We start from the raw sequence: 14132 nt of genomic DNA, 5'->3' as shown, positions 1-14132 counted from the left end.
CCGACCGTCAGGTTTAGAGCCGATCAATCAGTTCCTGGGCTTGGCGTTTCTGATCGTCATTGCCTTCGGTCAACACCTCTTCAAGGATATCGCGCGCGCCGTCAGCGTCTTCCATTTCCATATAGGCGCGTGCCAGGTCGAGCTTGGTGCTGGCTTCATCACTACCGGACAGGAAGTCGTATTCGTCTTCTTCCAGCTCGGCGCCGGCGGGTAACGCCACTTCATCGTCGTCATCGTTCCAGTCGGGCAATGACGAATCGGCCGGGCCAGTGAGGTTGACGGAATCCAGACCGAAATCGTCCTCATCGGAATCGAGCATCGGCGGTTCACCGCTGTCCAATTCGTCCTGAATCGAGTCAACATCTTCGTCGAGGTTGTAGTCGAGATCGTCGTCAACGGCGTCGGGTTCGGATTCAGATTCCGGTTCACTGTCTGGCTCCGCCTCGGACGATGGCGACATCAGCTCATCGTCTTCTTCAGGCTCCAGACCCAGATCACTCAGTTCAAAATCCAAACCAGTCTCACCGGAGGCTTCTTCTTCCAGTGAATCGAAGTTGTCTAGCTCGTCCAGGTCGAGTCCGAAATCCGTATCGACCTCGGCCTCAGTTTCCGGCTCCAGCTCTTCGGCTGGCTCGGTTGGGATGGCATCGAGATCGGCAGCATCCAGATCTTCAACGGGCAGGTCGGCTGACGGGACTTCTTCGTCCTCAGTGGCATCGTCTTCTACCAAATCCGGCTCACCATCCAGAACGTCGAAGTCATCGACTGATGAGGGCATTTCATCCAGCGAATCCGGGGAAATATCGAAGTCGTCTGCGAGATCATTGCCCGTCATGCGTTCGCGCATGGATTCGGCCAAGGCTCGCTCGTCAGCGGTTAACGGCAGGCGCTCGGACAAGTCATCGAAGGCGTCGAGATCGTCACTGCCAGCGTAGACTTCCAGCAGCTTCAGGCCCAGATCGCTGCGATCGGGCGCATCGTACAACCAGGGTTGCAACACTTGCTCGGCGCGTTCGTAGTTGTGATACGCCATGTACATTTCGGCTTCACGAATGGCCTCGCTGACAGCGTCTTCGTCATCGCCATCCAGAAGATCACCACCGTCATCAAGATCGTCATCCGGGAAGTCGACATTGTCGTCACCAGAACGACCCAATCGGCTGGCGATAAAGAACGGCAACGCCAAGATCAGTGCCGCCGCAACCCCGGCGATGATCATGTTGCGCTGACTGTCCATCACCCAATCAACAGCGCTGTCGATGAAGTCCAGGAATTCCTGCCATAAAATGCCGTACTGCTCTTTGATGGCATCCCAATCTAGCCCGCCGGACTCTTCCTCATCGGCTTGAGCTTCAACCTCGGCGTCGTCTAATTCGGCCAGCTCTGATTGCAAAGCGGCAGCGTCACCGTCTTGCAAGTTCAGCATGCGCTGCATGATGGCCAACTGCTCTTCCAATTCGGCCAAGCGCGCTTCCATCGCCTGATTTTCCCGTTCGAACTGATCGTTCAATTCACCGGCAATCGCCAGTTCATTTTCAAGCCGTTCGATTTCACGGTCATTGGAGACATCGCCGCCGGCACTGCTGCCCTCGGTTTCGTCTTCAGTCGTGACTTCCAGATAGCCATCCGGATCGCGCTCGCCGTCGCCTTGCGGCAAGGCTGAACTGGTCGACTCGGTGGCCGACAGCTGAACTTGCGCCGGTTGACGGCCGTTTTCGCTAAGACCAATACGGACGTTCTGCTGACCCACTTCATTGATGGCCAGCTGGGTCGAACGAGCCGCGATCTGCGCTTCGCTTGGCAGCGTCAGTACTTCACCCGCTTTAATGCGGTTGATGTTGTTATTAATGAAGGCGTTCGGGTTCAGATCCTGAATCGCCAACATCACTTGCTGTGGCATGTAACCACGGCCGGCTTCAACACGGAGGGCAATTTCCCACAGGGTGTCGTCGCGCTGAACCCGATATTCACGAGGCGCCGGTGGCGCAGATGGCGCACTTTGCTGATTGCTGCTTGCAGCTGGTGCCACACTGCGGGTCTGATCGTTAGCGTCCGTATCAAAGACCGGCGGGTCGAGCAGTAAGGTGTATTCTTTGAGCAGACGCCCCCCTGGCCAATTCACTTCCACCAGGAAATTCAGGAAGGGTTCGCGAACCGCCTGACTGGTGCTCAACTGAATCACCAAGCCGCCATTGGACGCCGGCTGTACATCAAAACGGATATTGGAGAGAAAGAAATCGCGCTCAACACCGGCCTGCTCAAAAGCAAGTCGGCTGGCCAAAGTCGGAAGGATTTCGTTAGCACTGAGATCGCTCGGTTCGAGCAACTCGATACGGGCATCCAGCGGTTCGTTCAGATTGGAGTTCAGTTCAATGTCACCCAACCCTAAAGCCTGGGCGCCACCCACCAAAGTCAGCGCTGCCAGAAACACGAGCGCCTGTTTCTTGAACATCATCCTTCCTCTATCCCTTAGCCCTGAAATGAATGCTCGACCGGTACCGATTGCTTGAACAAGTCTGGGCTCAAAGAATCATCAGGTACTGTAAATCGACAACGGGATTTCAGCGATTCAAACATCGCGATGAAACCGTCTTTAAAAAGTGTCTAAAAATCGGCCCAAGTATTATGGATAAACGACTATTTCGCAACAGACGCCCGGCTGGCGCGGGTTTCGGCCCGAATTCAACAAAGCCATAAGAAAGGGGGACCGATAAGGCCACCCTTTAGGGTTTATCTGATTATTTTACAAATAAAATCAATCAGTTAGCGATCAAAGCTTGCCATTTAAAATGGCCAGCACCCGACGCAATGGTTCAGCAGCACCCCAGAGCAACTGATCGCCCACGGTAAAGGCATTAAGGTATTCACCGCCCATCGCCATTTTGCGCAATCGACCCACCGGTACATTCATGGTGCCGGTGACTTTGGCTGGTGTCAGTTCCGCCATGCTCAACTCACGATCATTCGGGATGACCTTCACCCAATCATTCGAGCCTGCGATGATGGATTCGATATCCGCCAACGGCACATCACGATTGAGCTTAATGGTCATCGCCTGACTGTGCGAACGCATGGAACCCACACGCACACAGGTTCCATCGATGGGCACCGGGTTGTCGCCACGGCCGAGAATCTTGTTGGCTTCAACCTGCGCCTTCCATTCTTCTTTGCTTTGGCCCGACGGCAAGGCTTTGTCGATCCATGGAATCAGACTGCCTGCCAGCGGCGCACCGAACTGTTCAGACGGATACGCATCGCTGCGAATAAAGTCAGCAACGGTTCGGTCCAGCTCCAAAATGGCCGATGCCGGATCATCCAGATACTGACTGGCAACGCCATGCACGGCGCCCATCTGTGACAACAGCTCACGCATGTGACGCGCACCGGAACCGGAGGCGGCCTGGTAGGTATGCGGCGACGCCCACTCGACCAGATTCTCACGGAACAAACCGCCCAGTCCCATCAGCATTAGACTGACGGTGCAATTACCACCGACGTAGGTTTTTACGCCTTTATCAATGCCCGAATCAATGACATTGCGGTTAACCGGGTCGAGCACGATGATCGAATCATCCGCCATACGCAGCGTGGAAGCCGCGTCGATCCAGTAGCCATTCCAACCGGTATCACGCAACGGCTGGTAAACGGCCTCGGTGTAGTCGCCACCCTGGCAAGTGACAATGGCGTCACAGGCCGCGAGTGCTTCAAGGTTATTGGCGTCGAGCAATTCGGACGGGCCCTGGCCAACGTCCGGAGCCGGCTGACCGGCCTGACTGGTGCTGAAAAAAACCGGTTCGATGCCGCTAAAGTCACCTTCGTCCTGCATGCGCTGCATCAGCACGGAGCCAACCATTCCTCGCCATCCGACGATACCGACTTTCATATTCACCTCTTCTTCTGTTGTCAGTGACTGCACTAATGGCGCAGCACTGGCGTTCGTTGCGGGCCTGCTTTTTTGGCAGTGCCCGTGGCCCGGCTCATCCGGGCCCTGACCGTATTAGAGTGCGGCGACGACAGCGTCGCCCATTGCCGCGGTGGAAACCGGGTTATCCGACTCGCCAGCAATATCAGCGGTGCGCAAACCCTGATCCAGTACCCGACTGACCGCTGCTTCAATGCGTTCGGCGGCAGCCGGTGCATTGAGCGAATAACGCAGCATCATGGCCACCGACAGGATGGTTGCCAGCGGATTGGCCTTGCCCGAACCGGCAATATCCGGTGCGCTGCCGTGAATCGGCTCGTACATACCTTGACCGGCTTCGTTCAGTGACGCCGATGGCAGCATGCCGATGGAACCGGTCAGCATCGCTGCGCAGTCGGACAGAATATCGCCGAACATATTGCCGGTGACCATCACATCAAACTGCTTCGGCGCGCGGACCAACTGCATGGCGGCGTTGTCGACGTACATATGCGACAACTCGACGTCCGGGTACTCTTTGGCCAGATCGTTCATGATATTGCGCCACAAAACGGTCACTTCAAGGACGTTCGCCTTATCGACCGAACACAGCCGCTTATCACGCTTGCGTGCGGCTTCAAATGCCACCCGTCCAATGCGACGGATTTCCGATTCAGCGTAGCGGTAGGTATTGAAGCCTTCGCGCTCACCAGCGGCATTCACATGCTCACCGCGTGGCTCACCAAAATAGATGCCACCGGTCAGTTCACGCACGATCAAAAGATCCAGTCCGGCCACGACTTCCGGCTTCAGCGTCGAGGCGCTGGCCAGTTGCGGGTACAGAATTGCCGGGCGCAAATTGCCGAACAAACCCAGTTCAGAACGCAAACCGAGTAAGCCTTTTTCCGGGCGCTTAGCCATTTCCAGGCCGTCCCATTTCGGACCCCCGACGGCGCCAAGCAATACGGCGTCAGCGGCTTTCGCTTTGCTCAACGTTGCTTCTGGCAAAGGACCGCCTGTAGCGTCGATGGCACTGCCACCGATCAGCGCGTGGTCCAGTTCAAGATTCAGGCCTTCTTTATCGGCGACCGTGTTCAGCACGCGCTCGGCCTGTTCAATAATTTCCGGACCAATGCCGTCACCCGGCAGGATCAAAACCTTCTGTGCAGTCATCGTGCTCTCTCTGATTTTTATAAAACCGGCTTAGCGGATTTGCCCGAACACCCACGGCGCTTCGTTAGCGCGGCGTTGTTCGTAAGCGCGTATGGCGTCTGCGTCTTCCAGGGTCAAACCGATATCGTCCAGACCGTTCAGCAAACAATGTTTGCGGAAACCGTCAACCTCGAAGCTGAAGCTTTCTCCGTCCGGCGTGGTCACTGTCTGAGCGTCCAGATCGACCGTCAGTCGGTAGCCTTCGCTGGCGTCCTGCGCCTTGAACAGCTGATCGACAATGGCTTCATCGAGCACGATCGGTAACACGCCGTTCTTAAAGCAATTGTTGTAGAAGATGTCGGCGAAACTCGGCGCAATCACGGCGCGGAAACCATAATCTTCCAACGCCCAGGGGGCGTGTTCGCGACTCGAACCGCACCCGAAGTTACGCCGTGCCAGCAGCACTTCTGCGCCCTGATAGCGTGGCTGGTTTAATGGAAAATCCGGATTCAGCGGACGCTTGGAGTTATCCATCCCCGGCTGACCTTCATCCAGATAACGCAACTCATCAAATAAATTCGGACCGAAACCCGAGCGCTTGATCGATTTCAAAAACTGCTTGGGAATGATCATGTCGGTGTCGACATTGGCGCGATCCATCGGCGCGACTAACCCTTCTAAACGAGTGAAAGCTTTCATGCGGCTTGGCCCTCCTGCCAGGTGCGAATATCGACAAAGTGACCCGCGATGGCCGCCGCAGCCGCCATCGCCGGACTGACCAGATGAGTACGCCCGCCAAAGCCCTGGCGGCCTTCGAAATTACGATTCGAGGTCGACGCACAGTGTTCGCCCTGACCGAGCTTGTCAGCATTCATCGCCAGACACATGGAACACCCCGGCTCACGCCATTCAAATCCGGCCTCTTTAAAGATGGTGTGCAACCCTTCGGCTTCGGCCTGTCGCTTCACCAGTCCGGAACCCGGCACGACCATCGCTTGTTTCAAGCTGGCCGAGACTTTTTTTCCTTTCACCACGGCCGCAGCCGCGCGTAAATCCTCAATACGCGAATTGGTACAGGAACCGATGAAAACACGATCAAGCTGAATGCTTTCAATCGCCTGATCGGCTTGCAGGCCCATGTACTCCAGCGCCCGCTCAATGCCCTTACGACTGGCGTCATCGCTTTGCTGTGCCGGGTTGGGCACCTTATCTTTGATCCCAACCACCATTTCCGGTGACGTACCCCAGGAAACTTGCGGCTGGATATCAGAGGCTTTCAATTCAATATCAGCGTCGAAGACCGCATCGTCATCACTGACCAGGTCACGCCAGGCGGCGACCGCCTGATCCCAGATGGCCCCTTTGGGCGAAAACGGACGACCCTCGAAATAATCGATGGTGGTGTCATCAACCGCCACCATGCCGGCCCGAGCGCCCGCTTCGATGGCCATATTACAAACGGTCATGCGACCTTCCATCGACAACGAACGAATGGCGCTGCCGCCAAACTCAATGGCGTAACCGGTGCCGCCGGCGGTGCCAATCTGACCGATGATGTACAGCACCACGTCTTTGGCGGTCACACCCGCACCCAACTCGCCTTCAACGCGGATGCGCATGTTTTTCATCTTGCGCTGAATCAAACACTGGGTTGCCAGCACATGCTCGACCTCGGACGTACCAATGCCGAAAGCCAAAGACCCCATCGCGCCGTGGGTTGACGTATGTGAATCGCCACAGACGATGGTCATGCCCGGCAAGGTCGCCCCCTGCTCCGGACCAACCACGTGAACGATGCCTTGCTCGACATCGTTCATGCCAAATTCGCGCACGCCGAAGTCGGTACAGTTGGTGTCCAGTGTCTGCACCTGAATGCGCGATATTTCATCTTTGATGCCCGCCACACCTTCAGAACGCTCACCGGCTTCGGTGGAGACGTTGTGATCGGGTGTCGCCAGGTTGGTATCCAAACGCCAGGGTTTGCGGCCAGCCAGACGCAAGCCCTCGAAAGCTTGCGGTGAGGTTACTTCGTGCAGCAATTGACGGTCGATGTAGATCAATGCCGTGCCGTCTTCGCGCTGGGAGACGAGATGGGCATCCCAGAGTTTGTCGTAAAGCGTTTTACCGGCCATGGGGAATCCTCTTATCGCACGGTGGATGACTTGCAGGCCGCGGTAGGCGTGGCGGCAGCAAGCCTTGAAACCATGAACCGCATTTTATTTGGACACAGAGATAATACAAATTTATTATTTTTATATTTTCCATTCCATACTGGAATACATAGTCCGTCAAATAGACCGTCTGAACAGGTAAACGCCATGGACCATCAAAGCTTGGAAGCCTTTCTCGCCGTCGCTGAAAACGGCTCTTTCAGCCGGGCGGCTGAGCAGCTGTTTCTCACCCAGCCGGCGGTATCAAAGCGCATCGCCAATCTCGAAAGCAGCCTGGATACCAAGCTGTTTGATCGTATTGGACGTGAGGTCTACCTGACTGAAAGTGGACGACTGTTGGTGGACCGAGCGGGTCGAATTCTGGAAGACATCCGCGATGCTCGCCAGGCCATTCACCAATCCAGCGGTGGCCAGGTGGGCCAGGTTGCCCTCGCCTCGAGCCATCATATCGGCTTGCATTATCTCGGGCCGATTCTGCGGACGTTGGTGGAACGCCATCCACAAGCACAACTCGATCTGCGCTTTCTGGAATCGGAACAAACCATTCAGGCGATTTTGAAGCGCGACATAGAGCTGGCGTTTATTACCCTGCCCACCACCTTACCGCGTGACCTGATTCAGGAACGGCTGTGGACCGACGAACTGCGCTTCGTGGTGGCGCACGACCATCCACTGGCGGCTAAACGCGGCGCGATTCGGCTCAACGAACTGGTGCATTTCCGCGCCATCTTGCCGGAAGAAGCCACCACCACCTTCCGCCTGATCCAGACCGCGTTCGAACGCCATCATTTACCCTTGAAACGACGCCTGGCGGTCAACTACCTGGAAACCATCGGCGCGCTGGTCAGCAGCGGTTTGGGTTGGAGTCTGTTGCCGGATCGATTAATCAACGAATCGATGACAATTTTAAGCGTCGAACAGGTTAACCTGGTCCGGCACCTGGGGGTGATTCGACACAGTCGACGCACGCCCAGCCAAGGCGCATTAGAGTTGCTGACCATAGCCCGAGACGTCGCTTCAGCCGGACCAACCTGAGCGTTGAAGGCGATGCCACAGCCATACCACAGCCAAGGCGATCCAGCCGGCGATCAATCCCCAGGCATGCGACTCCACGGCAATATTGGCGGATATCCATTGACCAACCCAGGCACTGCCCTGCTCACCGAATAAATTCTCCTGCGCCACCTTGGCGGTCAGCGCCAGCGTCACCAACCAACGTAACCAGGGTGCATAGTAGGGTGATCGCATCACCGCCCACACCAACCAACCGTAGAGCAGACCTGACAGACCGGCATATTGCCAATAGGCACTGAACAGCAGCATGACACTGGCAAACAACCAAACCCAGACAAACACGCCAATATCGGTCCGTGTTGGACGCGGTGGCATCACCAACGCCAGCAGTATCAATCCCCATTGGTTCACCAGCCAATGAACCAGATTCAGCTGAGCCATCCAGGCAGTCAGCGGCCGCCACAGCTGGCCATTCAGCCACGAAGCCTGACGATATTCGAGCCAGTCATTCAAGGGCGCGAACGCACCGAGCAGTGTCAATAACGACAGCGACAACAACAATATCCACAGCGGGCGCGAACGAATGGCAGCAACAATCACAGTTTTCTCAACACCGAAGGTATGCGCCTATGTTAAAGGTTTTGCCCAAGGCCGCGAACCAGTACACTGCGCGCCCTTCCCTTTACTGAACAGGACGCGCGCCCATGTGGTTTAAGAATCTTCGATTGTACCGGCTGACCGACGACTGGACCGCCAACGAAGATCAACTCAACGAGGCGCTTGCTCAATTTCCCTTCAATGGCCTAAGTGCCTTGCAGGAAAGTACTTTCGGCTGGGTGCCACCCTTCGGTGACAGCCCCCTGCTGTGCGAAAACGTGGGTGGCCGCCTGTTTATGGCCGCGCAGATTCAGGAAAAAATCCTGCCGGCGAGCGTGCTGAAAGAACACCTGGAGGAAAAAATCCTGGCCGTTGAAGAAGCCGACGGTCGTCGCCCGGGCCGCAAGGAAAAGGAAGCACTGAAAGAAGCCATCCGCGCCGAACTGCTGCCGCGCGCCTTCCACAAAACGCGTCGCGTCAGCCTGTGGATTGACCCCTCGCGTCACTGGTTAGTGCTAAACGCTGCCAGTGAAAAAACCGCCGATGACGTGACCGCTGGATTGCGCGACGCCATTGGCAGCCTGCCCATCGTGCCGCTTGGCAAATTGATTGCCGGTGGGGATTTACTGACCGCCTGGTATCACGATCCTCAGCGTCGTCCGGAAGGCACGGAACTTTCTGCTGATCTGGAATTGGTGATGGCGCAGGACCCAACAGTGAAAGCGCGCTACCGCAACCTCGACCTGGATGCCCCGGAGATCCGCCATTCTTTGGACAGTGGCATGCGCATCCGTCAATTGGGGATTGTGATCAACGATCAATGCCAGGGGGTCATCGATGATGCGTTTGCGTTGAAGCGCCTTAAATACAGCGACACCCTGGTGGAAACCAACGGCGATTCCGACGACCCGCGCACCGACACCTTGCTAATGTCCGATACGCTGACCGCCTGGTTAACGGCACTGGAACCGCAGATTACCGAACCCGGCATCTAATAAAAAAGCTTATTGAGTGGCTAAGCCAATATGGCGCAGCCTCTCGAAGCAGGCTTTCAGTTCCGGCTCATATTCCCGTTCAATGGCCTCGCGCGCCGCATCCTGGCGCTTACGCTCTTCCCGCGACAGCGCTTTGCGCGCACCGTGCGTATCGAAATGCTGCACCTGCTCAAAGACGGTTTCCAAAACCTGATACGGTTGACGTTCGCTGTCAGTCAGATTCAGTGCATCGACCAACACTTTACAGCGAATGGTGGCTTCGGACAGATTGAGGTTTTCATCAATCACATTGGCCGACAGGATACGCAGGCTGTCGAGCACGTAAGCGGTGCGCTCGGCATCGCGCTGTTGCGCCGCCGCTTGTTGCGCTTCCTGATGGCGCTGCTGCTGCCAGACTTGGCGTTGCAACCGCCAGGCAATGACGGCCAGTACGGCAATAATGACCACCGCGGCTACGGCTAACATCATGAGCGTTACATTATTCATAGGATTCCTGTTCGTCGTCGCTTGGCACTGTTCTGGGATCAGCCAGCGTCAGGTTCTCTTCCGTCGCATCCCAGTAAAGCACCAGTCGACCGTCGCTGAGTGCCTGTCGGGCTCGCTCAATGGCGGATTCCAGAGAGCCTTCCTCCACTCCCCAGTCTTCCCCCTGGCGCATCAACCATTCTCGGATCACCTGCTCCAACGTCTCACGTTCCAGACGCTCGAAGGGAATGATCATGACGGCGTTTGTCCGACGGCCAAGGCGTGCTCCCATTCACAGTGCACACTGAATTCATCGCTGGGTGCGTGAAACGCACCCGGGCTGTCCCACTGGAAGGTATGGCTGCCCGACAAGCCGGTTTCAAGGTGAACCGTCGCCGACACCCAGTACATTCGTTCAAGCAAGGCCTCAAATTTGGCGAGCCACTGCTCCCAGTGATATTCAACCGCATGATAAGACCCGGCAAAATGAATCACCTGCGTGCGATAAGTGCCTTGCTCCAGTTCCTCAACGGGAATCGCAAACATGCTGGTGGTCAGGTGCGGAAAGCCGTCGACATCGCCCAGGCTAAGAATGGCTTCGCTGTTAACCCGACGACTGCGCAGCAGAAACTCACTGCCTTCGGTTGCCACATCGCGAATCACACCATACACGATGCTCTCCTGTTCCAGCATGCTGTCTCCTGCCTGGTACTTTGGGTTGGTGTATTGCTGATGCTGGCTCAGGCGTCGTCGCGCCATAAGCCGTGGTGACGCAATTGCTCAAGAAAGGCCGCTTCATCAATCACGTCAATATCGAGCTCCGTGGCCTTTTTCAACTTTGAACCGGCACCGGGGCCAGCAACAACACAAGCCGTTTTCGCCGACACTGAACCGGCCACCTTGGCGCCGAGGCGCTGCAGATAATCCTTCGCTTCATCGCGGCTCATGACTTCGAGCTTGCCGGTGACCACCCATGTTTGCCCTTCCAAAGGACGGGCGCCACCGACCGGTTTTGGATCCGGCCAATCCAGACCGTGACTGACCAGTCGCTTGATCTCTTCGACGTTATTTTCTTCGGCCATAAAGTGCGCCACATGAGCCGCCACCTTAGGGCCAACATCATCGACTTCAAGAAGAGCTTCTTCGCTGGCGACCATTAAGGCTTCCAAGGAACCAAAATGCTGGGCTAAATTTTCCGCCGTGGTAACACCCACTTCGCGAATACCCAAAGCATAAAGAAAACGCCCCAGGGTGGTTTGCTTAGCAGCGTCGATAGCCGCAATCACATTGGCGGATGACTTTTCACCCATCCGCTCCAGGTTCATCAGTGTTTCAGCGTTGAGATCGAAAATATCACTCGGTGCATGCAGTTGGCCGGCTTCAAGCAAGGCATCAATCAGCTTCTCACCCAGACCTTCAATATCCAGTGCACGCCGCGAAACGAAGTGCTTCAGCGCTTCGCGACGCTGAGCGCCACAGTTTAAGCCGCCGGTACAGCGTGCCACGGCTTCGCCTTCAACACGCTCAACATTAGAGCCGCACACCGGACACTCGGCTGGCATCACCACCGGCAATGCACCGGCCGGGCGTTTACTTTCAATCACCCGTGCTACCTGCGGAATCACATCACCCGCGCGTCGAATGATGACGGTATCGCCAACGCGAACATCAAGCCGCTCAATTTCATCCATGTTGTGCAGCGTTGCATTACTGACAGTGACGCCGCCAACAAAGACCGGTTGCAAACGCGCAACAGGCGTCAGTGCACCCGTGCGGCCGACTTGGAAATCGACACCTTCCAGAACCGTTGATTCTTCCTGCGCCGGGAATTTACGGGCGATGGCCCAGCGTGGTGCCCGCGACACAAACCCCAGACGCTGCTGCAAATTCAGCGAATCAATTTTGTAGACGATGCCATCAATTTCATAATCCAACTGATCGCGACGTTCGAGCATACGCTGGTAATAGGCCTGACAGCCGTCCAGCCCATCGACCACTTGACTTTCTTCATTGATCTTCAAACCCCAGTCAGCCAGGCGCGCCAGCGTATCGCTCTGCGTCGCGGCCAGATCGCCACCTTCTACCCGGCCAACCGAATAACAGCACATCCGCAACGGACGTTTGGCGGTCAGTGAGGGATCGAGCTGACGTAAGCTGCCAGAGGCGGCATTGCGCGGGTTGACGAACACTTTTTCACCGTTCTTTTCCGCGTCGGCATTCATTTTCTCAAAGCCAGCACGGGTCATATAAATTTCACCACGCACTTCCAAAACAGCAGGCCAATCACTGCCCCGCAGTTCAAGCGGAATGGAGCGAATGGTCCGAACATTGGCGGTAATGTCTTCACCGGTAGTGCCATCACCACGAGTCGCACCGCGCACCAAACGACCGTTTTCATACAGCAAGCTCACGGCAATGCCGTCGAGTTTGGGTTCGCAGGCAAAACGCAATTCTTCGGCACTGTTTAAACGGGTTTGCAGGCGCTTGTAGAAATCGGCGAGATCGTCATCACTGAAGGCATTATCGAGCGATAACATGGGTACTTCATGAGCCACCGTTGCGAAGCCTTCTGCCGGTGCGCCTGCAACCCGTTGAGACGGTGATTCAGCGGTTACCCAGTCCGGATGCTCGGCTTCGATGGCGCGCAAACGCAACATCAAGCGATCGTATTCAGCGTCCGGAATATCGGACTGATTAAGAACGTAATACTGATGGTCGTAATCACGAATCTGAGTTATTAACGATTCGTATTCGGCGCGCAAATCGGCTGTCATTCGTGGGCCTGGATCAATTGAGAACGGGCAAAGTTACGAAGGCGTTCGCGATAATGTTCAACACGCTGCGGTGTCACGGTACTGTGATTTTCGTCGAGCATTTCGGCTTTCAAATGCTGCGCTAAGAACTGCCCCATCTCGACCATATGATCGAATGAAGTCAGCAGGTCGGCTCGCTGCGGCAATTGCATAAAGAGCGTCACACCGGGCGTTGTCATCTCAGCCATGCCATCGGGATCAAGCGTACCTGGCTGCACGCAATTGGCCAGACTGAATTCCAGCTGACCCTTGCTGTTGCGGTAGTGAAAGATATCCATCGGTCCGAAACGCAAACCGGCACGCAACAGCAATTCTAACAATTCACTGCCGGCCAACTGACCACCATCGGGTGCCATAATATGAACAATAACCAGCTCTTCGACAGGGCGATCATCGACTTGTACATCACTGGCCGACGCCTGAAACTCGACAGGTTCGTCAGCTGCCCAGGCGGGCTCGTCTGAGTGTTCGTCAAGCACTTCGTCACTGGCTTGATCGTCCGCTACCGGCTCATCGGACTGACCCACACTCTCATCAAATTCCGGCACTAGATCATAAGCATCAGCATCGGTTTCATCTGCCTCACCAGCGTCGGTCGGTTCAACATCCGACGCTTCCGCATCAGCCAATGGTTTGGCCGAATAACGCAAGGCTTCGGATTCCGACAGATCACCGATCGGCGCATCAAAATCCAGACTGTGTTGATCGACATGCGCGACGGCTTCGTCTTCGGCTTCTACCGGCTCTTCATCCACCGGATCCATCAACATTGGTACCCGTTCGCGCAAATTCAGTCGGGTGTTTAAATCGGTCTTGTCCCGATCATCCATGGGGCGTGTCCGGGCGCCACCGTTGGGCAATTCGCGCGCGATTTCTGCTTTTTTACGCTGCTCTTCCGGGTCTTCGTAGTCGTCGCTGTAACGACCTTTTTTTTGCATGCGACGCATGCCATCCCAAAGAATCAGGGCGATCAGCACCACGCCGATAATGACCAATAGTTCGCGCATCGCCGTCTCCCCTCCTG

13 protein-coding genes are annotated in these 14132 nt (G+C 56.0%); 2 read left to right on the top strand and 11 right to left on the bottom strand.

From position 1 onward, the window contains the following. Positions 1-13: 13 nt before the first annotated feature. From BGP77_RS12765 to leuC, 5 genes are all read right to left on the bottom strand, one after another. Positions 14-2455, bottom strand: a complete 2442-nt coding sequence (locus BGP77_RS12765) for a FimV/HubP family polar landmark protein (protein ID WP_108165109.1) — start codon at positions 2453-2455, stop codon at positions 14-16. A gap of 315 nt (positions 2456-2770) precedes the next feature. Continuing rightward, positions 2771-3883 (bottom strand): aspartate-semialdehyde dehydrogenase, encoded by a 1113-nt coding sequence (gene asd, locus BGP77_RS12760; RefSeq protein WP_108165108.1) that lies wholly within the window; start codon positions 3881-3883, stop codon positions 2771-2773. Between the two features lie 114 nt (positions 3884-3997). After that, a complete protein-coding gene (leuB, locus tag BGP77_RS12755) occupies positions 3998-5074 on the bottom strand; it encodes a 3-isopropylmalate dehydrogenase (protein ID WP_108165107.1) in 1077 nt (358 codons plus the stop codon). Between the two features lie 30 nt (positions 5075-5104). Beyond that, positions 5105-5752, bottom strand: a complete 648-nt coding sequence (gene leuD / locus BGP77_RS12750; RefSeq protein WP_108165106.1) for a 3-isopropylmalate dehydratase small subunit — start codon at positions 5750-5752, stop codon at positions 5105-5107. Further along, positions 5749-7185, bottom strand: coding sequence for a 3-isopropylmalate dehydratase large subunit (gene leuC / locus BGP77_RS12745; protein WP_108165105.1), 1437 nt, complete (start codon positions 7183-7185; stop codon positions 5749-5751). The genes leuD and leuC overlap by 4 nt, the downstream gene beginning before the upstream one ends. A 186-nt stretch (positions 7186-7371) precedes the next feature. Between leuC and BGP77_RS12740 the strand changes: the two genes are divergently transcribed. Next, positions 7372-8259: a LysR family transcriptional regulator gene (locus BGP77_RS12740; RefSeq protein ID WP_108165104.1), complete on the top strand. Its 888-nt coding sequence runs from the start codon at positions 7372-7374 to the stop codon at positions 8257-8259. Here BGP77_RS12740 and rrtA read toward each other — a convergent pair. Beyond that, a complete protein-coding gene (gene rrtA / locus BGP77_RS12735; protein ID WP_108165103.1) occupies positions 8242-8838 on the bottom strand; it encodes a rhombosortase in 597 nt (198 codons plus the stop codon). The two genes, BGP77_RS12740 and rrtA, sit on opposite strands and share 18 nt — an antisense overlap. 104 nt (positions 8839-8942) lie before the next feature. On the opposite strand from rrtA, the gene BGP77_RS12730 reads away from it, so the two are divergent. Next, positions 8943-9830 (top strand): recombination-associated protein RdgC, encoded by an 888-nt coding sequence (locus BGP77_RS12730; RefSeq protein ID WP_108165102.1) that lies wholly within the window; start codon positions 8943-8945, stop codon positions 9828-9830. Between the two features lie 9 nt (positions 9831-9839). Here BGP77_RS12730 and BGP77_RS12725 read toward each other — a convergent pair whose 3' ends face one another. Genes BGP77_RS12725 through zipA form a run of 5 tightly spaced genes read right to left on the bottom strand, consistent with a single transcriptional unit; the run spans position 9840 to position 14115 of the window. Next, the gene (locus tag BGP77_RS12725) at positions 9840-10298 is read right to left on the bottom strand and encodes a DUF2489 domain-containing protein (RefSeq protein WP_158269370.1); all 459 of its coding nucleotides are present in this window, start codon (positions 10296-10298) and stop codon (positions 9840-9842) included. Positions 10299-10308: 10 nt separating this feature from the next. Next, on the bottom strand, positions 10309-10551 hold the full coding sequence (locus BGP77_RS12720; RefSeq protein ID WP_158269369.1) for a YheU family protein: 243 nt from the start codon (positions 10549-10551) through the stop codon (positions 10309-10311). After that, a complete protein-coding gene (locus BGP77_RS12715; RefSeq protein WP_233252355.1) occupies positions 10548-11054 on the bottom strand; it encodes a hypothetical protein in 507 nt (168 codons plus the stop codon). Before BGP77_RS12715 ends, BGP77_RS12720 begins: the two co-directional genes overlap by 4 nt. Further along, positions 11036-13069, bottom strand: a complete 2034-nt coding sequence (ligA, locus tag BGP77_RS12710) for an NAD-dependent DNA ligase LigA (protein WP_108165099.1) — start codon at positions 13067-13069, stop codon at positions 11036-11038. The genes BGP77_RS12715 and ligA overlap by 19 nt, the downstream gene beginning before the upstream one ends. After that, the gene (zipA, locus tag BGP77_RS12705) at positions 13066-14115 is read right to left on the bottom strand and encodes a cell division protein ZipA (protein ID WP_108165098.1); all 1050 of its coding nucleotides are present in this window, start codon (positions 14113-14115) and stop codon (positions 13066-13068) included. Before zipA ends, ligA begins: the two co-directional genes overlap by 4 nt. Between the last annotated feature and the right edge of the window lie 17 nt (positions 14116-14132).

The organism is Saccharospirillum sp. MSK14-1 (assembly GCF_003054965.1).
Classification (GTDB): domain Bacteria; phylum Pseudomonadota; class Gammaproteobacteria; order Pseudomonadales; family Natronospirillaceae; genus Saccharospirillum.
This window is presented reverse-complemented; position numbering and strand designations above follow the sequence as displayed.

What these genes read in the sequence shown, in the direction of transcription:
- leuB (WP_108165107.1), bottom strand. Translation starts at nt 5,074, where the DNA reads ATGACTGCACAGAAGGTTTTGATCCTGCCGGGTGACGGCATTGGTCCG.
- leuD (WP_108165106.1), bottom strand. Translation starts at nt 5,752, where the DNA reads ATGAAAGCTTTCACTCGTTTAGAAGGGTTAGTCGCGCCGATGGATCGC.
- zipA (WP_108165098.1), bottom strand. Translation starts at nt 14,115, where the DNA reads ATGCGCGAACTATTGGTCATTATCGGCGTGGTGCTGATCGCCCTGATT.
- BGP77_RS12730 (WP_108165102.1), top strand. Translation starts at nt 8,943, where the DNA reads ATGTGGTTTAAGAATCTTCGATTGTACCGGCTGACCGACGACTGGACC.
- BGP77_RS12715 (WP_233252355.1), bottom strand. Translation starts at nt 11,054, where the DNA reads ATGGCGCGACGACGCCTGAGCCAGCATCAGCAATACACCAACCCAAAG.
- BGP77_RS12740 (WP_108165104.1), top strand. Translation starts at nt 7,372, where the DNA reads ATGGACCATCAAAGCTTGGAAGCCTTTCTCGCCGTCGCTGAAAACGGC.
- BGP77_RS12725 (WP_158269370.1), bottom strand. Translation starts at nt 10,298, where the DNA reads ATGATGTTAGCCGTAGCCGCGGTGGTCATTATTGCCGTACTGGCCGTC.
- BGP77_RS12765 (WP_108165109.1), bottom strand. Translation starts at nt 2,455, where the DNA reads ATGATGTTCAAGAAACAGGCGCTCGTGTTTCTGGCAGCGCTGACTTTG.
- leuC (WP_108165105.1), bottom strand. Translation starts at nt 7,185, where the DNA reads ATGGCCGGTAAAACGCTTTACGACAAACTCTGGGATGCCCATCTCGTC.
- ligA (WP_108165099.1), bottom strand. Translation starts at nt 13,069, where the DNA reads ATGACAGCCGATTTGCGCGCCGAATACGAATCGTTAATAACTCAGATT.
- asd (WP_108165108.1), bottom strand. Translation starts at nt 3,883, where the DNA reads ATGAAAGTCGGTATCGTCGGATGGCGAGGAATGGTTGGCTCCGTGCTG.
- BGP77_RS12720 (WP_158269369.1), bottom strand. Translation starts at nt 10,551, where the DNA reads ATGATCATTCCCTTCGAGCGTCTGGAACGTGAGACGTTGGAGCAGGTG.